Annotated in this window: 16 protein-coding genes and 1 pseudogene; 8 read left to right on the plus strand and 9 right to left on the minus strand. The window is 71.4% G+C overall.

Annotation, left to right across the window (positions count from 1 at the left end; all coding sequences use genetic code 11):
* Positions 1 to 14 precede the first annotated feature (14 nt).
* Positions 15 to 2,528 carry a DUF3516 domain-containing protein gene (locus OHB00_RS44725; RefSeq protein ID WP_406443832.1) on the minus strand — a complete coding sequence of 838 codons (2,514 nt, stop codon included), beginning with the start codon at positions 2,526 to 2,528 and terminating at the stop codon, positions 15 to 17.
* Positions 2,529 to 2,673: 145 nt separating this feature from the next.
* On the opposite strand from OHB00_RS44725, the gene OHB00_RS44730 reads away from it, so the two are divergent.
* A complete protein-coding gene (locus tag OHB00_RS44730) occupies positions 2,674 to 3,468 on the plus strand; it encodes a metal-dependent hydrolase (RefSeq protein ID WP_406443834.1) in 795 nt (264 codons plus the stop codon).
* An 8-nt stretch (positions 3,469 to 3,476) separates the two neighbouring features.
* Here OHB00_RS44730 and OHB00_RS44735 read toward each other — a convergent pair whose 3' ends face one another.
* The 4 genes from OHB00_RS44735 to OHB00_RS44750 form a co-directional block, all read right to left on the minus strand.
* Positions 3,477 to 3,737 (minus strand): type B 50S ribosomal protein L31, encoded by a 261-nt coding sequence (locus tag OHB00_RS44735; protein ID WP_406443836.1) that lies wholly within the window; start codon positions 3,735 to 3,737, stop codon positions 3,477 to 3,479.
* 45 nt (positions 3,738 to 3,782) lie between these two features.
* Complete coding sequence (locus tag OHB00_RS44740; RefSeq protein WP_406443837.1) at positions 3,783 to 4,253, minus strand: DUF5709 domain-containing protein; 471 nt, start codon at positions 4,251 to 4,253, stop codon at positions 3,783 to 3,785.
* A gap of 219 nt (positions 4,254 to 4,472) precedes the next feature.
* On the minus strand, positions 4,473 to 6,254 hold the full coding sequence (locus tag OHB00_RS44745) for an ABC transporter ATP-binding protein (protein ID WP_406443838.1): 1,782 nt from the start codon (positions 6,252 to 6,254) through the stop codon (positions 4,473 to 4,475).
* Complete coding sequence (locus tag OHB00_RS44750) at positions 6,251 to 8,068, minus strand: ABC transporter ATP-binding protein (protein WP_406443840.1); 1,818 nt, start codon at positions 8,066 to 8,068, stop codon at positions 6,251 to 6,253. Before OHB00_RS44750 ends, OHB00_RS44745 begins: the two co-directional genes overlap by 4 nt.
* 234 nt (positions 8,069 to 8,302) lie before the next feature.
* Here OHB00_RS44750 and OHB00_RS44755 point away from each other — a divergent pair, with 234 nt between their 5' ends.
* On the plus strand, positions 8,303 to 9,097 hold the full coding sequence (locus OHB00_RS44755; protein ID WP_406446274.1) for a L,D-transpeptidase family protein: 795 nt from the start codon (positions 8,303 to 8,305) through the stop codon (positions 9,095 to 9,097).
* Positions 9,098 to 9,127: 30 nt separating this feature from the next.
* Here OHB00_RS44755 and OHB00_RS44760 read toward each other — a convergent pair whose 3' ends face one another.
* Both OHB00_RS44760 and OHB00_RS44765 read right to left on the minus strand, forming a co-directional pair.
* Positions 9,128 to 11,119: an N-acetylmuramoyl-L-alanine amidase gene (locus tag OHB00_RS44760; RefSeq protein WP_406443841.1), complete on the minus strand. Its 1,992-nt coding sequence runs from the start codon at positions 11,117 to 11,119 to the stop codon at positions 9,128 to 9,130.
* A gap of 215 nt (positions 11,120 to 11,334) precedes the next feature.
* Positions 11,335 to 12,849, minus strand: a complete 1,515-nt coding sequence (locus OHB00_RS44765) for a M1 family metallopeptidase (protein ID WP_406443842.1) — start codon at positions 12,847 to 12,849, stop codon at positions 11,335 to 11,337.
* Positions 12,850 to 13,010: 161 nt separating this feature from the next.
* On the opposite strand from OHB00_RS44765, the gene OHB00_RS44770 reads away from it, so the two are divergent.
* Complete coding sequence (locus OHB00_RS44770; RefSeq protein ID WP_406443843.1) at positions 13,011 to 14,606, plus strand: peptide-N4-asparagine amidase; 1,596 nt, start codon at positions 13,011 to 13,013, stop codon at positions 14,604 to 14,606.
* An 88-nt stretch (positions 14,607 to 14,694) separates the two neighbouring features.
* Here the strand turns inward: OHB00_RS44770 and OHB00_RS44775 are convergent, their stop codons facing one another.
* Entirely contained in the window at positions 14,695 to 15,147 is a 453-nt protein-coding gene (locus OHB00_RS44775) for a MarR family winged helix-turn-helix transcriptional regulator (RefSeq protein ID WP_406443845.1), read from the minus strand.
* 95 nt (positions 15,148 to 15,242) lie between these two features.
* On the opposite strand from OHB00_RS44775, the pseudogene OHB00_RS44780 reads away from it, so the two are divergent.
* Positions 15,243 to 17,030 (plus strand): annotated as a pseudogene (locus OHB00_RS44780) (ABC transporter ATP-binding protein); the annotation flags it as partial.
* Positions 17,031 to 17,493: 463 nt separating this feature from the next.
* Positions 17,494 to 18,402, plus strand: a complete 909-nt coding sequence (mltG, locus tag OHB00_RS44785; protein ID WP_406443846.1) for an endolytic transglycosylase MltG — start codon at positions 17,494 to 17,496, stop codon at positions 18,400 to 18,402.
* Between the two features lie 12 nt (positions 18,403 to 18,414).
* Here mltG and OHB00_RS44790 read toward each other — a convergent pair whose 3' ends face one another.
* Positions 18,415 to 19,491 carry an NAD(P)-binding domain-containing protein gene (locus OHB00_RS44790; protein ID WP_406443847.1) on the minus strand — a complete coding sequence of 359 codons (1,077 nt, stop codon included), beginning with the start codon at positions 19,489 to 19,491 and terminating at the stop codon, positions 18,415 to 18,417.
* A gap of 85 nt (positions 19,492 to 19,576) precedes the next feature.
* On the opposite strand from OHB00_RS44790, the gene OHB00_RS44795 reads away from it, so the two are divergent.
* The 3 genes from OHB00_RS44795 to dpgA all read left to right on the plus strand — a co-directional run bounded on the left by OHB00_RS44795 (position 19,577) and on the right by dpgA (position 23,037).
* A complete protein-coding gene (locus OHB00_RS44795; RefSeq protein WP_406443849.1) occupies positions 19,577 to 20,005 on the plus strand; it encodes a secondary thiamine-phosphate synthase enzyme YjbQ in 429 nt (142 codons plus the stop codon).
* A gap of 417 nt (positions 20,006 to 20,422) precedes the next feature.
* Positions 20,423 to 21,739 (plus strand): cysteate synthase, encoded by a 1,317-nt coding sequence (locus OHB00_RS44800; RefSeq protein ID WP_406443850.1) that lies wholly within the window; start codon positions 20,423 to 20,425, stop codon positions 21,737 to 21,739.
* A 185-nt stretch (positions 21,740 to 21,924) separates the two neighbouring features.
* A complete protein-coding gene (dpgA, locus tag OHB00_RS44805) occupies positions 21,925 to 23,037 on the plus strand; it encodes a 3,5-dihydroxyphenylacetyl-CoA synthase DpgA (RefSeq protein WP_406446276.1) in 1,113 nt (370 codons plus the stop codon).
* The last annotated feature ends 5 nt before the right edge of the window (positions 23,038 to 23,042 follow it).

Genomic DNA, 23,042 nt, shown 5'->3' on the forward strand with positions numbered 1-23,042 from the left:
TGTTCCGGAACTGCTCAGAGCTGGCCGACATCGGTGACGCGGACGACCGCCCGGCCCTCGGCGTCGGAGGCCGTCAGGTCGATCTCCGCGCTGATGCCCCAGTCGTGGTCGTCGTTCGGGTCGTCGAAGATCTGGCGGACACGCCACAGCCCGTTCTGCGGCTCCTCCTGGATCACGAGCAGCTTGGGACCGCGGGCGTCGGGGCCGGTGCCCAGGTCCTCGTACTCGTCCCAGTACTTGTCCATCGCCTCGCCCCAGGCCTCGGCGTCCCAGCCGGACTCCGCGTCCATCTCGCCCAGTTCGTCGACCTGGTCGAGGGCGGCGAGCTCGACCCGGCGGAACATCGCGTTGCGCACCAGGACCCGGAAGGCCCGCGCGTTGGCGGTGACCGGCTTGACCTCGTCGGCCTTCTCCTGAGCCTCCTCGGCGGTCATCTCCTCCGGGTTGGCGAGCTGCTCCCACTCGTCCAGCAGGCTGGAGTCGACCTGGCGGACCATCTCTCCCAGCCACTCGATCAGGTCCTGCAGGTCCTCGGACTTCAGGTCGTCCGGGATGTTGTGGTCGAGGGCCTTGTACGCGCCCGCGAGGTAGCGCAGCACGATGCCCTCGGTGCGGGCCAGCTCGTAGACCGACACCAACTCCGTGAAGGTCAGCGCCCGTTCGTACATGTCCCGGATGACCGACTTCGGCGACAGCGGATGGTCGCCGACCCAGGGGTGGCTCTTGCGGTACGTGTTGTACGCGTGGAACAGCAGCTCTTCCAGGGGCTTCGGGTAGGTGATGTCCTGGAGGCGCTCCATCCGCTCCTCGTACTCGACGCCGTCCGCCTTCATCGCGGCCACGGCCTCGCCCTTCGCCTTGTTCATCTGGGCGGCCAGGATCTGGCGCGGATCGTCCAGCGTGGACTCCACGACGGACACCATGTCGAGGGCGTACGACGGCGAGTCCGGGTCGAGGAGTTCGAAGGCCGCCAGGGCGAAGGTCGACAGCGGCTGGTTGAGCGCGAAGTCCTGCTGGAGGTCGACCGTGAGCCGCACGATACGGCCGGTGGCGTCGGGCTCGTCGAGTTTCTCGACGATGCCGCCGTCGAGCAGCGAGCGGTAGATGGCGATGGCCCGGCGGATGTGCCGCAGCTGCTGCTTGCGCGGCTCGTGGTTGTCCTCCAGGAGGTGGCGCATGGCGTCGAAGGCGTTGCCCGGGCGGGCGATCACGGACAGCAGCATCGTGTGCGTCACCCGGAACCGCGACGTAAGCGGCTCCGGTTCGGACGCGATCAGCTTCTCGAACGTGTTCTCCGTCCAGCCGACGAAGCCCTCCGGCGCCTTCTTCCGCACCACCTTGCGCCGCTTCTTCGGGTCGTCTCCCGCCTTCGCCAGCGCCTTCTCGTTCTCGATGACATGCTCGGGTGCCTGCGCGACCACCAGCCCGGCCGTGTCGAAACCGGCCCGGCCCGCGCGGCCGGCGATCTGGTGGAACTCACGGGCGCGCAGGGTGCGCACCCGGTTGCCGTCGTACTTGGTGAGGGCGGTGAACAGCACCGTGCGGATGGGCACGTTGACGCCCACGCCCAGGGTGTCGGTGCCGCAGATGACCTTCAGCAGACCGGCCTGGGCGAGCTTCTCCACCAGGCGCCGGTACTTGGGGAGCATGCCGGCGTGGTGAACACCGATGCCGTGCCGGACGTAACGGGAGAGGTTGCGGCCGAACTTGGTGGTGAACCGGAAGTTGCCGATCAGCTCGGCGATCTGCTCCTTCTCCTCCTTCGAGCACATGTTGATGCTCATCAGCGCCTGAGCCCGCTCCACCGCCTGCGCCTGCGTGAAGTGCACGATGTACACCGGTGCCTGCTTGCTCTCCAGCAGCTCCGTGAGCGTCTCGGTCAGCGGGGTGAGCTTGTACTCGTAGGACAGCGGCACCGGGCGGGTCGCCGAGCGGACCACCGCGGTGGGGCGGCCGGTGCGGCGGGTGAGGTCCTGCTCGAAGAAGGAGACGTCGCCGAGGGTGGCCGACATGAGGATGAACTGCGCCTGGGGCAGTTCGAGGAGCGGGATCTGCCAGGCCCAGCCGCGGTCGCCCTCCGCGTAGAAGTGGAACTCGTCCATGACGACCTGGCCGACGTCCGCCTGCTTGCCGTCGCGCAGCGCGATGGAGGCGAGGACCTCGGCGGTGCAGCAGATGACGGGCGCGTCGGAGTTCACGGAGGCGTCGCCGGTGAGCATGCCGACGTTCTCGGTGCCGAAGAGCTTGCACAGCTCGAAGAACTTCTCCGACACCAGCGCCTTGATCGGGGCCGTGTAGAAGGTGACCTCGTCCCGGGCCAGCGCGGCGAAGTGCGCGCCCGCGGCGATCATGCTCTTGCCGGAGCCGGTCGGCGTCGACACGATCACGTTCGCCCCGGAGACCGCCTCGATCAGCGCCTCCTCCTGGTGGGGGTAGAGCGTCAGACCGCGCTCCTGTGCCCACGCCTCGAAGGCTTCGTACAGGGCGTCGGGGTCGGCGGTCGGCGGCAGCTGATCGATGAGGGTCACGCCCCCATCTTGCCTGGCCCACCCGCCGAGGGGGGAATCGGCTTCGAGTACGAAGATCATGGCCGCTACGCTGTGTCGCCGACGGAGCGTCAACGCACCCGGTCAACTGGACAGCGGTACACGAGGAATAGGGCGGGCAACGGCCATGATGGGACCAGCACACTCACTGTCGGGAGCCGCCGCCTGGCTCGGCGTCGGAGCGGCGGCAGCCGCGGCCGGGCACCCGATGCCCTGGCCGGTGCTGCTGGTCGGGGCGCTGATCTGCGCCGGTGCCGCGCTCGCCCCCGACCTCGACCACAAGGCCGCCACCATCTCACGCGCCTTCGGACCGCTGTCGCGCTGGCTCTGCGAGATCGTCGACAAGCTCTCCTACGCTGTCTACAAGGCGACCCGGAAGCAGGGCGACCCGCGCCGCTCCGGCGGCCACCGAACACTGACCCACACCTGGCTGTGGGCGGCGCTGATCGGCGGGGGCTGCTCGGCCGCCGCGATCCTGGGCGGCCGCTGGGCGGTGCTGGCGATCCTCTTCGCGCACATGGTGCTGGCGATCGAGGGTCTGCTGTGGCGGGCGGCCCGCGGCTCCAGCAGCGATGTGCTGGTGTGGCTGCTGGCCGCGACCAGCGCCTGGATCCTGGCCGGCACCCTGGACAAGCCGGGCAACGGCTCGGACTGGCTCTTCACCCAGCCCGGTCAGGAGTACCTGTGGCTGGGGCTGCCGGTGGTTCTGGGGGCGCTGGTGCACGACATCGGGGACGCGCTGACCGTCTCCGGCTGCCCGATCCTGTGGCCCATCCCGATCGGCCGCAAGCGCTGGTATCCGATGGGCCCGCCGAAGATGATGCGGTTCCGCGCCGGCAGCTGGGTCGAGCTGAAGGTGCTCATGCCGGTGTTCATGGTGCTCGGCGGCATAGGCTGCGCCGCCGCTCTGAACGTGATCTGACCCGCGGGTCAGCCTGCCGTCCCCGAGTCACTCCCGTAGCGGCGCTCGAACGCGGCGACGCGGCCCTCGGAGTCCACGGTGCGGGCCTTCCCGGTGTAGAAGGGGTGACTCTCGGAGGAGATCTCCACATCGACCACCGGGTACGTCTCGCCGTCGTCCCACTCGATGGTCTGGTCACTGCTCGCGGTGGACCGGGTGAGGAAGGCGTATCCGGCGGCACGGTCCCGGAAGACCACCGGGTGGTAGTCGGGGTGCTTGTCCTGCTGCATGGCGGCTCCTCGAAGAACGGGTCGGTCGGGCAGAAACGGCCGGGTTCAGTCGTAGGCCGCGTCCTCGTCGACGATGTGCACCGCGGCCTCCTCGGCGGAGGCCCCGGCGCCGTCGATGCCGACGTCGCTGGCGACCAGGCCGTTCTCGTCGTCCTCGTGCGCCCCCTCGTTCGGGGCCACGAGCCGGCCGGAGCGCAGGTCACCGACCTCGTTGTCCAAGGGCTCGCCGTCGGTGCCGTCGCAGTCACCGATGCCGTCGCCGTCAGGCACCGGCAGCTCGGGCAGTTCCTCGGCGAGCCGCTGGTCCAGGGTCTCGCCCTGGTGCCGCTCCGCCGCGGTCACCCCGGTGTGCTCCACCGCCCACGGCCGCTCCGGCGGGGACCAGCCGCGGTCGAGGGGATCGGCGACGCCGTCGAAGTCCAGTGTGTCCTCGACGTCGAGCACACCCGAGTCCTCCCGGATCTCGGACTCATCGGGCTGGTAGACGTCGTCCCCCCATCCATCGGCGGTGGTCACGGCTACCTCCAGGGAGTGAGGACGCGGTCCGTACGGCGGGCCGCCGGCACCCCGGACGGCGGGCGCGTGCGCCGAGAACCGGATGGTTCCCGGCCGGCCCCCGTACCGGTGCCGCTCTCCAGCCTTCCACCCCTGCTCGCACCCGCGCAACGGCACGGGGCACGACCTGCGGCGCGCCGCAGGTCGTGCCCCGGCCCATGCCTCTGGCGCCGCGGCCTGTCACCCGTGCCACGACCGCCACAGCGCCGCGTACGCGCCGTCGGCCGCCACCAGCGCGTCGTGGCTGCCGAGCTCGCTGATCCGGCCGTTCTCGACCACGGCGATGACATCCGCGTCATGGGCGGTGTGCAGCCGGTGCGCGATGGCGACCACGGTGCGGCCGTCCAGGACCCGGGCCAGGGACCGTTCCAGGTGGCGGGCGGCGCGGGGGTCCAGGAGCGAGGTCGCCTCGTCCAGGACCAGTGTGTGCGGGTCGGCCAGCACCAGCCGGGCCAGCGCGGTCTGCTGCGCCTGCGCCGGGGTCAGGGCGAGCCCGCCGGAGCCGACCTCGGTGTCCAGACCCTCCTCCAGGGCCTGTGCCCAGCCGTCCGCGTCGACCGCGCCGAGTGCCGCCCACAGCTCGGCGTCCGTCGCGTCGGTCCGGGCGAGCAGCAGGTTGTCGCGCAGGGAGCCCACGAAGACGTGATGCTCCTGGTTGACGAGGGCGACATGGGAACGGACCCGCTCGGCGGTCATCCGGGACAGTTCCGCGCCACCCAGGGTGATCCGGCCGTCCCGGGGCGCGTAGATCCCGGCGAGCAGCCGGCCCAGGGTGGATTTACCGGCCCCCGAGGAACCGACCAGGGCCAGCCGGGTGCCGGGGGCTACCTCCAGGGAGATCTCGCGCAGCACGTCGACGCCCTGGAGGTAGCCGAAGCGGACCTCGTCCGCGTGCACCTCCCGGCCGGCGGGGGCCAGCGCGGCATCCCCGGCGTCCGGCTCGATGTCCCGGACGCCGACCAGCCGGGCCAGGGACACCTGGGCGACCTGGACCTCGTCGTACCAGCGCAGGATCAGGTTCACCGGCTCGACGAGCATCTGGGCGATGAGGGCGCCCGTCGTCAGCTGGCCGACGTCGATCCAGCCCTTGAGGACGAAGACGCCGCCGATCATCAGCACCGAGCCGAGGACTGTGGTGTGGGTGGCATTGACCGCCGGGAACAGTACCGACCGCAGCCACAGGGTGTAGCGCTCCCACGCCGTCCACTCCTTGACCCGGCGCTCGGACAGGGCGATGCGGCGGGCGCCGAGCCGGTGCGCCTCGATGGTGTGCCCGGCGTCCACGGACTCCGCGAGGGCGGCGGCCACGGACGCGTACCCGGCGGCCTCGGAGCGGTAGCCGGCGGGTGCCCGCCGGAAGTACCAGCGGCAGACGATCACCAGGACCGGCAGGGCCAGCAGCACGGTGGCGGCCAGCGGCGGAGCCGTGACGACGAGCCCGCCGATCAGCAGCACGACCCACACCACGCCGATCGACAACTGCGGCACGGCCTCCCGCATGGCGTTGGCGAGCCGGTCGATGTCCGTGGTGATCCGGGACAGCAGGTCGCCCGTGCCGGCCCGCTCCAGGACGCCCGGCGGCAGCCCGACCGACCGGACGAGGAAGTCCTCGCGCAGATCGGCCAGCATCCGCTCGCCGAGCACGGCACCCCGCAGCCGGACCTCGCGCACGAAGACGGACTGGACGGCGAGCGCGAGCACGAACAGGCCGATGGTCAGGCCCAGGTGGAGGTCGCGAGCGCCGTCGGAGACCCGCTCGACGAGCCCGCCCAGCAGGTAAGGGCCGGCCATGGAGGCGACCACGGCCACCGTGTTGACGGCGATGAGCAGGGTGAAGGCCCGGCGGTGCCGGCGGAACAGTTCGGCCACGTAGGCACGCACGGTCGCGGCGGCACCGACGGGCAGGGTGGTGGCCGTCGTCGGGGCCGCCGGGTCGTACGCCGGTGGCGCGACGCCGATCATGCGCTCTCCTCGATCTCTTCCAGGGCCGCGCCTCGGAGCGCGACTTCTTTCTCTTCCGGCGTCGCGCCCCGCAGCGCGGCTTCGTCGTCCGGCTCACGTGTCACCACCGCCCGGTACCGCCGCTCGGTGCGCACCAGTTCGCGGTGCACGCCGACCGCCACGGCCTCCCCTTCGTGGACGAGGACCACCCGGTCGGCCCGGTCCAGCAGCAGCGGCGAAGAGGTGAACACCACGGTCGTACGGCCGGACCGCAGCGCGTGGATGCCCTCCGCGACCCGGGCCTCGGTGTGCGAGTCGACGGCGGAGGTGGGTTCGTCCAGGACGAGCACCCCGGGGTCGGTGATCAGCGACCGGGCCAGCGCGAGCCGCTGGCGCTGGCCGCCCGACAGCGACCGGCCCCGCTCGGTGATCCGGGCGTCCAGCGGGTCGGTGACGTCCAGTGAGCCCTGGACCAGGGCCTCCAGGACGTCCGCGCACTGGGCGGCGGCCAGCGCGTCCTCGGCCCGCACGGCTCCGGAGGCCGGCACGTCGAGCAGCTCGCGCAGTGAACCCGACAGCAGCACCGGGTCCTTGTCCTGGACGAGCACCGCGGTGCGGGCGGCCTCCAGGGGCAGTTCGTCGAGCGGGACACCGCCGAGCAGCACGGAGGTGCCGGCCTCGGCCGGGTGGCCGCCCAGCCGTTCGGCGAGGTGTCCGGCCGCGTCGGGGTCACCGCAGACCACGGCGGTCAGCCGGCCCGCGGGAGCGAGCAGGCCGGTGGCGGGGTCGTACAGGTCACCGTCCGGCACCGTGTCGGCGCGCGAGCCACCGGTGTCCGTGGCCCGGTCCAGCGAGAGCACCCGGGCGGCCCGTTTCGCGGACGGGCGCGAGAAGGAGTAGGCCATGGCGATCTCGGTGAAGTGCTGCAAGGGGTAGTTGAGGATCATGACAGCGCTGTAGACGGTGACCAGTTCGCCGACGGTGACGCGGCCCTGCCGGGCCAGGTTCACGCCGTGCCAGACGACCGCGATCAGCAGCAGCCCGGGCAGCAGCACCTGGATCGCGGAGATCAGCGACCACATCCGGGCGCTGCGTACGGCGGCGTGCCGTACCTCCTGGGAAGCGCGGCGGTAGCGGTCGAGGAAGAGGTCCTCGCCGCCGATGCCGCGCAGCACGCGCAGCCCCGCGACGGTGTCCGAGGCCAGCTCCGTGGCCCGGCCGGCTTTGGCACGCTGGAAGTCGGCGCGCTGGGTGGCCCGGGGCAGCAGCGGCAGCACGGACAGCGCGACCAGCGGCAGGCCGGCGGCGACGACCCAGCCGAGCGCCGGCAGGTAGAAGAGCAGGGCGACGCCGACCACGACGACCGTCAGGGCGGCGGCGGTGAAGCGGGAGACCGCCTCGACGAACCAGCCGATCTTCTCGACGTCGCCGGTGGAGACGGCCACCACCTCACCGGCCGCCACCCGCCGGGTCAGTGCTGAGCCCAGCTGGGTGGCCTTGCGGGCCAGCAGTTGCTGGACGCGGGCGGCCGCGGTGATCCAGTTGGTGACGGCGGCCCGGTGCAGGAAGGTGTCGCCGACGGCGATCGCCGTGCCGCACAGGACCAGCAGACCGCCCGTCAGGGCCAGCCGGGTGCCGGAGTGGTCGACGACGGCCTGGACGGCGAGGCCCACGCAGAACGGGAGCGCGGAGACGGACACGAAGTGCAGCAGTCCCCAGGCCAGTGCCTTGAGCTGACCGCCCAGCTGATTCCGTCCCAGCCACCACAGGAAGCGGGGGCCCGAACGCGCGTCCGGCACGCCCGGATCGGAATACGGAAGATCTTGAATCTGCATGGCGTCCCAGCGGCTCGGGTCGGGGGAGGTGGCGACAAGCCGTGAAAGGTTCGCCTCGGAGCGTCGTCGAAATCAAACGGTTTTCCCTGGCGGCCGTCGAAATCCGCCCCCTTCCGGCCAGGGCTCGCCGCACAACACGCTCCGAATATCGGTAGATCTAATAAATTGCCCGGTATGTGATGTCAGGATGGCCGGGTGCAGATCAAGAGCGTCCGGCGGGCGACCGTCACGGCGATGGCGGTCCTCGGAGCCGTCCTGGTGGCCCTGAGCGCCTGCGAGGCGTCGCAGAGCGGTGGCGCGAAGAACGGCCTGCCGGGGCCGCACGCCCGGCCTCCGAGGGTGTCACGAACCGCCGCAGCGGGCCCGGCAGGGCAGCAGGACCGGGCCGCGCCCGCCGGGGATCCGGGCCGGATCCCCGGCGTCGGCGAGCTGCTGCGGGCGGAGATTCCCGCCGACTCCGGCCAGGTCGTCGCCGTGTACGGCGAGGACAAGGACTCGGCCGACTCCACGGTCGTGCTGTACACCCGGGACACCCGGGAAACGCAGGACACCGGGGGCTCCCGCGGCATCCGGGGCGGCGGCTGGCGGCCGGTGGGCAGTTGGCCCGCCCACAACGGTCGGTCCGGCTGGACCACCGACCACTACGCCGGTGACGGACGCAGCCCGGTGGGCGTGTTCACCGTCACCGACGCCGGCGGGGTGCTCCCCGATCCGGGCACCCGGCTCTCCTACGACCAGGGCCGGGAACTCTACGCACCCCCGCGCTACTGGCGCCCGGCATACCAGCACGACTTCGACTACGTCATCGCCATCGACTACAACCGCCTGCGCGGCACACCGCCACACGACACCACCCACCCCTGGGGCGACGGCAGGGGCGGCAGCATCTGGCTGCACCTCGACCACGGCAGCGGCACCTCGGCGTGCATCGGCCTTCCCAAGGAGGCCATGGAGTACCTGCTGCGCACACTCGACCCGGCCCGCGACCCCGTCGTGGTGATGGGGGACAGGCCGGCCCTGCTGTCCTGAGGCGGCCCCGGACCCCGGCCCCGCGCGGTGTCACTGTCCGTCCGGGCCCGCCGCGCCGCCGGACGGGGCGGCCGTGCCGGCGCGCGCGTCCACCAGGTCCACGTCGTCCGCCCGGACGTAGGCGAGCCGGTGGCCGAACTGGATCTCGTAGTACCTCTCCTGGCCCACCACCACGGGCTGAGGCGTGTCGGAGAAGGTGGACCGGTCGACGTAGGAGCCGCCGAGGCCGGACTGTGTCACGTACCGCTGACCGGCCCGCAGGCTGTACGGCAGTGGCGAGGCGTCCTCCTCCTCCATTCCGTCCGGGTAGGCCTCCGCCTCCGGGAGGGCCCGCCCGAACACCGGGATCTCGTCCAGGCCCTGTTTCGGCGTCACCATGCGGCCGCTCGCCCCGACGGCCGTCGGGTGCACCGAGGGGTTCTTGAACCACGCCTTGTTGCCCTGGTACCAGATCGCCGTCCACTCGCCGCTGCGGTCGGCCACGGCGAAGGTCTGGCCGGTGGAGACCCGCGAACCCAGGTCGCTCACGTCCTCGGTGGAGGGGTCGCCGTCCGGCCTGCGGCCCGGGTCCTGGATCAGCGGAGCCCTCTCGTCCGGCCGGGTGTACAGGCGGACGGCGCTGGAGCCGTGCGGCCGGCACCGTTTGCCCGCGCCCTCGCACCCCGTGTACCGCGGTTTGTGGGTGGCGTAGTCCGGCAGGATCATCACCATGGGGCTGTCCGGTCCGGCCGTGGCCTTGAGCGGTGCGCCGAGGAGGTCGAAGTAGTGCCGCCAGTCCCAGAACGGCCCCGGGTCCTCGTGCATCTCGGGGATGCTGTCGCCGGTCGGGGACGGCACGTTGTCATGGCCGAAGATGTGCTGCCGGTCCATCGGGACGCCGTACTTCTTCGCCAGGTAGCGCACCAGGCGGGCCGAGGACCGGTACATCTGCTCCGTGTACCAGGTCTCGGGGTGGGCGAGGAAACCCTCGTGCTCGATACCGATCGAGCGGGCGTTGACGAACTTGCTGCCGGAGTGCCACGCCTCGTCCTTGGTCCTGACGTGCTGGGTGATGTGGCCGTCGCTGGAACGGATCGAGTAGTGCCAGGACGCCTCGGTCGGGTCCTGCACGGTCTTGAACATGTTCGGCAGCGTCGACTCGGTGTCGTGGATGACGATGTACTCGATCTTCTGGTCGCGGGGCCGGTCGGCGAGGTCGTGGTTGCCGTAGTCGCCGTCGTCGTCGATCTCCTCGTAGGGCGCGGCGAGCCAGTCGCAGGACAGTTCTGGCGGGCACTCGACGTTCTTCGGCCGTTTGGGGGCCTGCGAGCCGGGGCGCGGGCGGACCCCGGGGGTGGCGGGGAGGGTGACCTCCTGCCCTTCGGCCGTGGTGCGGTGGGCGCCCCGGCGGATCAGGCCGAAGACGTCGTCGGCGTACGTCGTCGCCGATGTGACGTCACGGGTGCCGGGGAAACGTTCCACCGCCTGCCACCAGTCCTCCGGGTCGGAGCTGAGCGGCTTGCCGAGGTGCCGTTGCGCGGCGGCCAGCAGCGCCGCGCCGCCGCGTACGTTGGCCACGGCGTCCGTCCGCAGCTGTCCGGCGGGAACCTTGATCAGCCGTGCGGCGTGTTCCAGGTCCGCCGGCTGCACCGCGTGGCCGCCCGCGGCGGACGCGGTTCCCGCCGGCCGGTCGGCCTCGCGGCCGTTCGCCCCCGGTGGGCCCGGGGCCGTCGCCGGGGCATGGGCGCGGGCGGTGTCCACCAGGTGCATCGGGCCGTAGCCCCCCGCGACGCTCGGGGTACCCGGGTGGGTGTCCCAGCGGGACTGCATGTAGGACACACTCATAAGCACGCTGCGCGGCACGTGGAACTCACGCGCGGCGTCCGTGAAGGCGTTCTGCAGGCGTTGGTCCTCCCCTTCGTCGGCGCTGGACGCCGGGAGGATCAGCAGCGGTGGCAGCAGTGCGGCCGTCGCGATCAGGCACGCCGTCAGGCGGCACGTCCGGAGGGCACTGGGCACACGTGGAGCGACAGTTCTTCTCATACCAGAGGGTCTCCAACCGCTTGCTGAGGGTCTCAAACGACGCTCGTCGCAACCAGGGCAACGGGGTTGCCCTTCACGTCACCCCCTGTACGTTTCCGTGCCCGGCGCGGCACGGCGCGCCGAGCGTCAACCGGGTGGCCCAGCGCCCCGGCCGAGGCCACCCGGTCGGCGGGCAACGGGCTCGGCATCCGGCGGCGGTCGTGCACCGTGCGGACTCAGTCCTCGACCGGGTCCGTATGCCAGTCGGGGTGGCCGGGCATCGGCGGCGTGTCGGGCCCGTACAGCCACGGCGTCAGAAAAGGCGTCAGATCCTCCCCCGCCACCTCGGAGGCGAGCGCGACGAAGTCCCGGGTACCGGCCGCGCGCCCCCGGTATCGCGTCACCCAGGTGCGCTCGATCCGGCCGAACGTGTCGTCACCGACCTTCTCCCGGAGGGCATACAGCACCAGCGCCGAGCCGTCGTAGCGCATCACCTTGAACAGCGTGGGCTCCGTGGGCTCGGCCGGGGCCCCGTCGTCGTGGCGCCACTGGGCGTGCTGCTCGTACGCCGCCCGCATGGCGTCCTCCATGCTCACGCCGCCGTGCTCGGCGGAGTACAGCCGTTCGTAGAAGCGGGCGTGACCCTCGCTCAGCCACAGGTCGGACCAGCGCTTGATGGCGACGCTGTCACCGGTCCAATGGTGGGTCAGCTCGTGGACGAGATCGCGTTCGGCGTCGACCCGGTCACCCAGCAGGTCGTCCTTCGGTACGAGGGACAGCGACTGCGTCTCCAGCGCCACCGGCAGGTCGCTGTCGCCGACGAGTACGCCGTAGCGGCGGAACGGATACGGGCCGAGGCGTTCTTCCAGCCAGGCCAGGTGCTGCGGGGTGAGCGAGCGGTCCGCCTCGGTGCCGGCGACCAGGCCGTCGGGGACCACGTCACGCAGCGGCAGGCCGCGCGGTCCCTCGCTGTCGACGAACGTGAACTTCCCGATCGCCATCTGGACGAGCTGCGCCGCGATGGGCTCCTCGGAGTCGTACGTCCAGCGGATCCGTCCGCCGGGCTGCCGGACGCGATCGACGAGCCGGCCGTTGGCCACCGCGCGCAGGCCCGGTGGGGTGGTGATGCGGAAGGTGACGGCGGCCCGCAGGCTGGGGTGGTCGTTCACCGGGAAGACCATCTTGGCGCCGTCGGGCTGGGCACAGATCAGTGTGCCGTCCTCGGTGGGCACCCAGCCGTACTCCCGGATCGCGTCGCTTCGCCGGCGTCGCTGGGTGGGGTCGGCGGTGTAGGCGACGTGGACGGTGAACGTGGTGCCGCGCGGGATCGGCCGTGCGGGCGTGACGACGAGTTCGTCGCCGTCGCGCACGGCGGCGGCCGGCGCGCCGTCGACGGTGACGCGGTGCAGCGTGTTGCCCGCGAAGTCCAGGTCGAAACGGGACAGGGCCTGGGTGGCGGTGGCACTGATGGTGGTACCGGCGGGGAAGGGGGTCTGGGGGGCCCGCCAGTCGAGGTCGATCGTGTAACGGCGCACGGTGTAGCCGCCGTTGCCGTCCCGTGGCATGAGCGGGTCGCCGATGCCGGGTGCGCCGGGGGAGGGGGCGGGGCCCTTCGGGGCCGCGGAGGCACCGGGGGCGGCTGAGCCGTGGCCCCGGTACGGGACACCGGCGGAACATCCGGTGCCGGTGAGTGCGACGGCTCCCGTGAGCGCGAGGGCGACGCGCAGGGCGCGAGCGGTCATGATCTCCATGGCAGCACTGTGTCAGGTTGATCTGCTTATAGCACCATATGTGCCGACCGTGGGCGCCGGCCCGCAGGGGCGGCGACCGGTCGGGAGGGATGGTCGACGGGCCGGCCATCGGCCGGTGCGGTCATTGCGGTCGGGGGTCAACTCCCCGTAGAACACCGGCCATGAGAAGACGGGTAGTCATGTCCATGCTCGCCGGAGTGACCCTCCTGGCGAGCGCGCTCCTCGGTACGGGCGCTCCCGCGGCCCGAGCCGCCGACGTCCCGGCCGAGTTCGGTACCGACTGGCACGACCCGGTGACCGCGGCCCCGCCGGTCTCCGTGCCCAAGGGCGCCAGGTCCTGCCAAGTCACCCTGGCCGAGGCCCAGTTCCGCGACTTCACGCCGTACCGGGGAACGTACACGCCGCCGCAGGGCTGCGGCGGCCGCTGGAGCAAGGTCGTGCTGCGGCTGGACGGCAAGGTGAAGGGCCGTCAGTACGACCGACTGGGCTATCTGCACGTCGGCGGCGTCGAGGTGCTGCGCACCTCCACCCCCGAGCCCTCACCGGACGGCATCGAGTGGCACGTGGAGAAGGACGTCACCCGCTACAGCGACACCTTCCGCGGCCCGCAGGACGTCGAGATGCTCATCGGCAACGTTGTCGACGACACCTACACCGGCGTCATCGACGTCAAGGTCACGCTCACCTTCTACCAGGGACGCCCTGAGGCCTCCGTCCCCGACAAGGTGCTCACCCTGGCCGGCGGCACCACCCTCACCACCCCCCGCAACAGCGAACGCGTCGTCGCCGAGGTGTACGCCACCGGATCGGGCGGTGGCTGCGAGGAGTTCTGGTACCTGACCGTGGCCGACCCGGCGCCGTACTCCTGCAAGGCGGACAAGGGGCCCTACCGGGAGGTGCAGATCAAGGTAGACGGCCAACTGGCCGGAATCGCGGCGCCGTTCCCGAACGTGTGGACCGGTGGCTGGTCCGACCCGTTCCTCTGGTACGTCATCCCGGGCCCGCGCGCGTTCGACGTCCGGCCGATCGAATACGACCTGACGCCGTTCGCCGGGCTCCTCGACGACGGCCACCCGCATAAGGTCGAGGTCTCCGTCGCCGGCGTGCCCGAGGGCCAGGCCGGCTGGAGCGCCCCCGTGAACGTGCTGGTCTGGCAGGACGCGCACCGGGCCCAGGTCACCGGCGGGCTCACCGAGGCCAAGGCCTCCGGCCCCGTCAACTCCTCGGTGTACAGCCCGGGTTCGGGAGAGTACCGGGTCGACACCGACGCCGGGCACCGGCTCACCGTCTCCGGGTACGTCGACACCTCGCACGGCCGGGTGACCACCACCGTCACCCGCACGCTGGCCACCACCTCCGCGCACCGCTGGAACGACGGCGAGACGACCGACGCGCTCGACGCCACCTGGACGGACGGCCAGAGTGTCACCGTCGGGGCGGCCGGAGCGCCCCGGACGACCCGCACCCGGCGCACCTACACCATGAACGGGGCCACCACCATCGGCAGCGACGACCGGCTGCGCACCCGACTCGTCCTCGGCGACCGGGCGGCGATCAGGCGGCCCGGCGGCGGCTGGTCACGACTCGACGACACCTACCGTGGTGATGCGACGTACACCCTGAACGTGCCGCGCGATCAGCGGCACGCGGTCGGCACGTCCAGCGAGCGCTACCGGCTGTACGGCTCGAACGGCTGCTACGACCGCACGCTGGCCACCGAACAGGGGGTGCTGACGGAGGATCGCCGCGACTGCTGAACGACCATCGCTGAACCGGGTTGTGCGCGAGTTGCGCAAGCGGCTCCCTCGGCGGAAGGCCGGGCAGGGGGAGCCGCTTCGCCGTGGCTCAGCAGTGCTTCGCCGCCACCGGCCCGTCGACCAGGGTGTCGAGCAGCCCGGCCAGCATCTCCCGCTGCTCCGCCGAGAGCGGAGCCAGGATCTCCTCGGCGGCGGACCTGCGCGCCGCCCGCAGCTCACGCAGGGTCTCGCGCCCCTCGTCCGTGATCTCGATCCGGGTGACCCGGCGGTTCGCCGGATCCGGCACCCGTCGCACCTTGCCGCTCGCCTCCAGGCCGTCGACCAGTGTCGTCACGGCGCGGGGCACCACCTCCAGCCGCTCGGCGAGGTCGGCCATGCGCGGGGGAGCGTCGTAGTGCGCGAGGGTGCGCAGCAGCCGGGACTGGGCGGGGGTGACGCCCAGCTCGTGCGCCTGGAGATGGCGCTTCTGGATGCGCCACACCCGGCGTGTGAGGCGCAGCAACTGCTCGGCGAGCGGGCCGTCGGGGTCGGGGGTGCTCATGCGGGAACAATATCAGGACTATGTTCATTGTGAGTATAGGTAACAGTGAGCTAAGCTCCGTGAGTCCATACACACCACACCCATCCGTAGGAGCCATGCCCCGAGACGAGATCAACTGGACCCCCGAGGGCGCTTCGGCCGGACAGCCCCGCCAGGTGCGCCGCATCCTCAAGCTCTTCCGCCCCTACCGCGGCCGGCTCGCGATCGTCGGCCTGCTGGTCGGCGCCGCCTCGCTGGTCTCGGTCGCCACCCCGTTCCTTCTCAAGGCGACCCTCGACACCGCGATCCCGCAGGGCCGCACCGGACTGCTCAGCCTGCTCGCGCTGGGCATGATCCTCAGTGCCGTCCTCACCAGCGTCTTCGGCGTCCTGCAGACGCTGATCTCCACCACCGTCGGCCAGCGCGTCATGCACGACCTGCGCACCGCGGTCTACGGCCGGCTGCAGCGCATGTCGCTCGCCTTCTTCACCCGCACCCGCACCGGCGAGGTGCAGTCCCGCATCGCCAACGACATCGGCGGTATGCAGGCCACCGTCACCTCGACGGCCACCTCCCTGGTCTCCAACCTGACCAGCGTCGTCGCCACCATCGTCGCGATGACCGCCCTCGACTGGCGGCTCACCATCGTCTCGATGGTCCTGCTTCCGCTCTTCGTGTGGATCAGCCGCCGAGTGGGCAACGAGCGCAAGAAGATCACCACCCAGCGCCAGAAGCAGATGGCCGCGATGGCCGCCACGGTCACCGAGTCGCTGTCCGTCAGCGGCATCCTGCTCGGCCGCACCATGGGCCGCGCCGACTCGCTGACCGCCTCCTTCGCCGAGGAGTCCGAGCAACTGGTCGACCTGGAGGTGAGGTCGAACATGGCCGGCCGCTGGCGGATGGCCGTGATCACGATCGTGATGGCCGCGATGCCCGCCGTCATCTACTGGACCGCGGGCATGGCCCTCCAGATGGGCGGCCCGCAGATCTCGCTCGGCACCATCGTCGCCTTCGTCTCCCTTCAGCAGGGCCTGTTCCGCCCCGCCGTGAGCCTGCTGGCGACCGGCGTCCAGATCCAGACCTCCCTCGCGCTCTTCCAGCGGATCTTCGAGTACCTCGACCTGCCCGTCGACATCACCGAGCGGGACGAGCCGGTCCACCTGGACCAGGTGAAGGGCGAGGTCCGCTTCGAGCAGGTCGAGTTCCGCTACGACGACAAGGGTGGCCCCGTCCTCGACGGCATCGACATCACCGTCCCGGCCGGCAACAGCCTGGCCGTCGTCGGCCCCACCGGCGCCGGCAAGTCCACGCTCGGCTACCTGGTTCCCCGGCTCTACGACGTCACCGGCGGCCGGGTCACCCTGGACGGCGTCGACGTCCGCGACCTCGACTTCGACACCCTCGCCCGCGCGGTCGGCGTCGTCTCCCAGGAGACGTACCTCTTCCATGCCTCGGTCGCCGACAACCTGCGCTTCGCCAAGCCGGACGCCACCGACGAGGAGCTGCACGCGGCCGCCCGCGCGGCCCAGATACACGACCACATCGCCTCGCTGCCCGACGGCTACGACACCGTCGTCGGCGAACGCGGGCACCGCTTCTCCGGTGGCGAGAAGCAGCGGCTGGCCATCGCCCGCACCATCCTGCGCGACCCGCCGGTCCTCATCCTCGACGAGGCGACCAGCGCCCTGGACACCCGCACCGAACACGCGGTCCAGGACGCGATCGACGCCCTGTCGGCCAACCGGACGACCGTCACCATCGCCCACCGGCTCTCCACGATCCAGGGCGCCGACCAGATCGTCGTCCTCGACTCGGGGCAGGTGGCCGAACGCGGCACGCACGAGGAACTGCTGGAACTCGACGGCCGGTACGCGGCCCTGGTGCGCCGGGACGCCCGGCTGGAGACGCCGACGGAGCCGACCGGAAGCGACGGGGTGTCCCAGTGGGAGGCGGCCCCGCGACCACTGCGGAGGCGAGGCGACCGCAGCCGCAGACACGCCACCCCGCCGACGAGCTGAAGCCGACGGACGGGAGCCGACAGCTGCAGCCGACGGACGGGAGCCGACAGCTGCAGCCGACGGACGGGAGCCGACAGCTGCAGCCGACGGACGGGAACCGGCCGATCCACCTCGGTCGATCCACGTCGGCCGCTCGGCCGAAGCCGTTGCGCTTCGGGGGTTCCGTCGAAACCGCGCTCAGGGTGGCGGCGCCTCGGCCGTTCGCTCGGTCGTGGGTCGAGACCGCTCACCCCGGATGACTGGCCCGCCCGGTCTGTCCGCCTCGCTCGTCCCGTCGAAGGTGGCAAATCGAAGTCGACAAGCTGAAGATATGTCGGGTTTATGACGATACGCGGGCTAACGTGCCCGCATGCAGATGAACACTCCGCCACGGGACCCGAGTCGACGGACGACCGCGAGCCGAGGTGTCTCCCGCCGCGGGAAGGCGATGCGGCTGACCCGCCGGGGCAGGCTCGTCCTCGGCGTGACCGGCGTCCTCGTGGCCGGCGCCGCGGTGGCGGTGTCCCTGCTGTCCCTGGCCGGCGGCACGACCAGGCCCGCCAGCCTGGTCATCCCGGAGGGCTGGCGCGCGTCCCAGGTGTACGACGCCGTCGACAAGGCCCTCGCCCTCCCGGCCGGCAGCACCAGGAGTTCCGTAGGCACCGCGGGCCTGAAGCTCCCCGGCGACGCCGGCGGCAACCCGGAGGGCTATCTCTTCCCGGCCACCTACCCCCTGGAGAAGGACGCCACCCCGCAGTCGGTGCTGCGGGCCATGGTCGACACCGCCAACCGGAGGTTCGGCGCGGCACCCGTCGCCGCCGGCGCGCAGCGCGACGCGATGAACGGCTACCAGGCGGTGACCATCGCCAGCATCGTCCAGGCCGAGGCCGCCGACGAGGCCGACATGGGAAAGGTGGCGCGGGTGGTCCTCAACCGGCTGCAGCACGGCATGCCGCTCCAGATGGACTCCACCCTCAACTACGCCCTCAACCGCAGGACCCTCAACACCACGGTGGACGACACCCGCATCGAGAACCCGTACAACTCCTACCAGCGCATGGGACTGCCGCCCACGCCGATCGACAACCCGGGTGCGGACGCGATGCGTGCCGCGCTCAACCCGACGCCGGGCGACTGGCTGTACTTCGTCACGGTCAAGCCGGGGGACACGCGATTCACCGCCGACTACGCCGAACACCAGCGCAATGTCGCCGACTTCAACGCCGTACAGAGCAGCAAGGCCCACCCGTCGCCGCAGGTCTCGCAGTCGCCGCGCTGAGCGGCCGGCGCGTCACGCGGCGACCGGCTCCCCGGCCAGCAGCCGCCTGATGTCCCGAACGGCGTCGCGCCCCGCGCGGTTGGCGCCGATGGTGCTGGCGGACGGGCCGTAACCGACCAGGTGGACGCGCGGATCGGCGACCGCGCGGGTCCCTTCGACCCTGATCCCGCCACCCGGCTCGCGCAGCCGCAGCGGCGCCAGATGCTCCAGGGCCGCGCGGAAACCGGTGGCCCAGAGGATGACATCGGCGTCGACGCGCCGTCCGTCGCTCCACTCCACCCCGTCGGGGGTGATCCGGTCGAACATCGGCTGCCGGGCCAGGACGCCGTCCTTGAGACCCTGGCGGATCGCGTCGTTCAGAGGCAGCCCGGTGACCGAGACCACACTCCGCGGCGGCAGTCCCTGCCGTACCCGCTCCTCCACCAGCGCCACCGCGGCCCGGCCCGCGCCCTCGTCGAAGAGCCCCTCGCGGAAGACCGGCGGCCGCCGGGTGACCCAGGTGGTGGCGGCCGCGTACGGGGCGAGCTCCAGCAGATGCTGGGTGCCGGAGGCCCCGCCGCCGACGACCACCACCCGCTTCCCGGCGAACTCCTCGGGACCGGCGTACTGCGCGGTGTGCAACTGCCGCCCGCGGAAGGTCTCCTGACCCGGGTAGCGCGGCCAGAACGGCCGGTCCCAGGTGCCGGTGGCGTTGATCAGAGCCCGCGCCGACCAGTCCCCCTGGTCGGTCTCCACGAGCAGTCGGCCGCCGCCGCCCTCGCGCACCGCGCGGACGTCGACGGGCCGGTGCACCCGCAGGCCGAAGGTGCGCTCGTAGTCCGCGAAGTACTCGCCGATCACCTCGGCGGAGGGCCGCGCCGGGTCGGCGCCGGTCAGCTCCATGCCCGGGAGCGCGTGCATCCCGTGGACCTTGCCGTACGTCAGGGACGCCCACCGGAACTGCCAGGCACCGCCGGGCGCGCGGGAGTGGTCGAGCACCACGAAGTCACGGTCCGGTTCGAAGCCGGTGCGCCGCAGGTGAAAGGCGCTGGACAGACCGGCCTGACCAGCACCGATGACGACAACCTCGACCTCACGCGCATTGTTCACGCTTCTACCAACAGCGGGAAGGGCCGTGGATCTTCCCGGTACGGCCACTCGCACGCCGGGCCGGCGCATGGGCCAGGATGGAGGCATGTCGGATGCCTTCACCACACGAGAGCTCGATGTCGCCACCGGGAGCCGGGAGCGGGTCGTCGACCTGACCGGCGAATGCGAGGCCTTCCTCCGCGAGGCCGCGGCCGGCCGGGACGGCCTGCTCAACATCTTCACGCCGCACGCGACGGCCGGCATCGCGGTCATCGAGACCGGCGCCGGCAGCGACGACGACCTGCTGGCCGCCCTGCACACCCTGCTCCCCGCCGACGACCGCTGGCAGCACCGGCACGGCAGCCCCGGCCACGGCCGCGACCACGTCCTCCCGGCGATCGTGCCCCCGCACGCCACCCTCCCGGTGATCAACGGCCGCCTGGCACTGGGCACCTGGCAGTCGGTGTGCCTGGTCGATACGAACAGGGACAACCCACAGCGAAAGGTGCGCGTCACGTTCCTCGCGGGCTCCTGACCCCGACCCGGACCACCGAGCGGCACCCAGGCATAGGCCCAACCACCTATACCGGATACGAGCCGTGCGGCGCCAGTCACATGGTGTGCCACCGTGCGACGGTCCGGACCGGCCCGTTCAACTGAATAGGCGCGGCAGTTGAACACCCCGCTGCGCCGGTGCAGGCCGAGCGTCGCGTTTGTAGATCGGAAGACGCCGCGGCCGTACTCTGACTGCTGGATCGCGGGAGTTTCCTGACCGGAGAGGGAAATCCACGACGAGCGTTCCGCTCTTGAGGAACTCCACTTCGCACACCTGCTCCGTACAGCGCTGCCGGAACGACTCGCCTTTTCCGGCGTAATTCACGGCTCCGTCCCTGAGCCGTATCCGCATCAAGAACGGCTAAGGGAAAAGGCCGCCACGGAGAAAGGCAGTCGCATGGCCGGGACGGGGCGATGTCCGAGCGGGGACACCGAGGACAAGGCGCGGCACTACACACTGGTGTGTTCTCTGTGCGGCCGCCGTCAGCCCGATGACGGTCTCATCCTGGACTGCCCCCGGGACCATCCGCCCGCACTGCTCACAACGGAATACGCCAACCCGCGGTTCACCCCCGACCCGGGGCGAGACGGACTGTTCCGCTACCACGAGTGGCTGCCGGTGGTTCGTTCCCCGAAGGACGCGGGCCGGGTCGCCGTGTACCGCAGCCGGGGCCTCGGCGGCGCGCTGGGACTGCCCGAGCTGTGGATCGGGTTCAACGGGTACTGGCCGGAGCGCGGCGCCCTGCTCGACACGGGGACCTTCAAGGAACTTGAGGCGCACACGGTGCTCGGGAGGCTGCCGGACCGCGAACTGGTCCTGACCGTGGCCTCGTCGGGAAACACCGGCGCGGCTTTCGCCTGGGCCTGCTCGCAGCAGCAGGTGCCCTGCCTGATCGTCGTGCCGGACAAGGGACTGCACAGACTGCGCTTCCCCGCCCCGCTGGATCCCTGTGTGGCGCTGGTGGTCATCGACGACGGGGACTATCCCGACGCCATCGAGCTCGCGGCCTCGATCTGCCGTACCCCGCCCTTCCAGGCCGAGGGCGGGGTGAAGAACGTCGGCCGCAGGGACGGGCTGGCGGCAGTGCTGCTCGCCGCCTACGAGGAGATGACGTGCCTGCCGTCGCACTATTTCCAGGCCGTGGGCAGCGGTACCGGCTCGATCGCGGTGCTGGAGGCCGCCCGCCGGCTCAGCGCCGCCGCGGGCGGCCTCGCACTGCCCAGGCTCATGCTCTGTCAGAACCTGCCGTTCACCCCCGTCCACGACGCGTGGCGGATGGGAGCGGGCGCCCTGGAGCGCGGGTTCACCGAGGGCTACCGGGAGGCCGTCGCCAAGGTGCACGCCGATGAGTTGACGAACCGGGCTCCCCCCTACAGCATCCGCGGTGGCCTGCACGACGCACTGCGGGAGAGCGCCGGCGACGTCCTGGTCGCCGACAACACCTCCGTACTGATCGCCAGGGACATGTTCGCCGAGCTGGAAGGGATCGACATAGAGCCCGCCGCCGGTGTGGCGGTCGCCTGTCTGCGTGATGCCGTGGCCCAGGGAAAGGTCGACCGGGACTCGGTCGTCCTGCTGAACATCACCGGAGGCGGTCGGCGCCGCCTCGCGCAGGACCGTCCGCTGGTGGCGGCCCGGCCGCGCCGCCGCCTCACCGCGGCCGCGCTCAGGGAGGACGGGGTGGCCGAACGGATTGCCGCGCGGTGCATGTGACCGTTGTCGCCGGGCGCCGCCGGGAACGCGAGCTTCCTTCACACCGAAGCAGAAACTGCAGCAGAAACCGAGGCAGGAAAGGAGAGATGCGTGGGGCACGACTGGAGCGTCAAACGAATCATCCGCAGTAAGCGACGCATGTGGGGGTGGACCTTCCGGTGACCATCGACAGCGTGCGGCCAGGGGTGCTGCCGGCACCGGCCGGAGCGGAGCCCGCCACGACCGTCCGGGCGAGAATCGTCGGCGTGGGTACGGCGGTTCCACCGCTCTCGTACTCGCAGCAGGAGGTGCTGGACCTCTTCGGCATCACCGACCCCAAGGCACGGGGCGTGTTCCTCAACAGCTCGATCGACCGGCGGCACCTGGTGCTGCCCCCCATCGGCGCCGACGGCCGCCCCGTCGGCGAACCGCAGGGAGACCTGCTCGACAAGCACAAGACCCACGCCGTCGCCTCCGGCATCCGCGCGCTGGAGGCCTGCCTGAAGCGGGCCGGCGCGAGTCTGTCCGACCTCCGGCACCTGTGCTGCGTCACCTCGACGGGGTTCCTCACCCCGGGGCTGAGCGCGCTGATCATCCGCGAGCTGGGCATCGACCGGCACTGCAGCCGGTCCGACATCGTCGGCATGGGCTGCAACGCGGGTCTGAACGCCCTGAACCTGGTCTCCGGCTGGTCGGTGGCCAATCCCGGCGACCTTGCCGTCGTGGTGTGCTCCGAAGCCTGCTCGGCCGCCTACGCGATGGACACCACGATGCGGACCGCCGTGGTGAACAGCCTGTTCGGCGACGGAGCCGCCGCCGTGGCCCTGGTCGCCGACGGCAACGCCGCCGGCACGCCCCCCGACGGCCCCGGCGGCGTCGGCCCGCGCATCCTGCGGTTCGCCAGCTGCATCATCCCCGAGGCCGTGGACGCCATGCGCTACGACTGGGACCGGGACCTCGACAGGTTCAGCTTCTACCTCGATCCGCAGATCCCCTACGTCGTCGGCGCGCACGCCGAGATCGTCGTCGACCGGCTGCTGGCGGGGACCGGTCTGCTGCGCGGAGACATCGGCCACTGGCTGGTGCACTCGGGCGGCAAGAAGGTCATCGACGCCGTCGTCGTCAACCTCGGACTGAGCCGTCACGACGTGCGGCACACCACCGGCGTCCTGCGCGACTACGGGAACGTCTCCAGCGGATCGTTCCTGTTCTCCTACGAACGCCTGCTGAACGAACAGGTGACCAGCCCGGGCGACTACGGGGTGCTCATGACCATGGGGCCCGGCTCCACTCTTGAGACGGCGCTGGTCCAATGGTGAGCGGC

Origin of the sequence: Streptomyces sp. NBC_00631, assembly GCF_045206895.1 — a bacterium.
GTDB lineage: Bacteria > Actinomycetota > Actinomycetes > Streptomycetales > Streptomycetaceae > Streptomyces.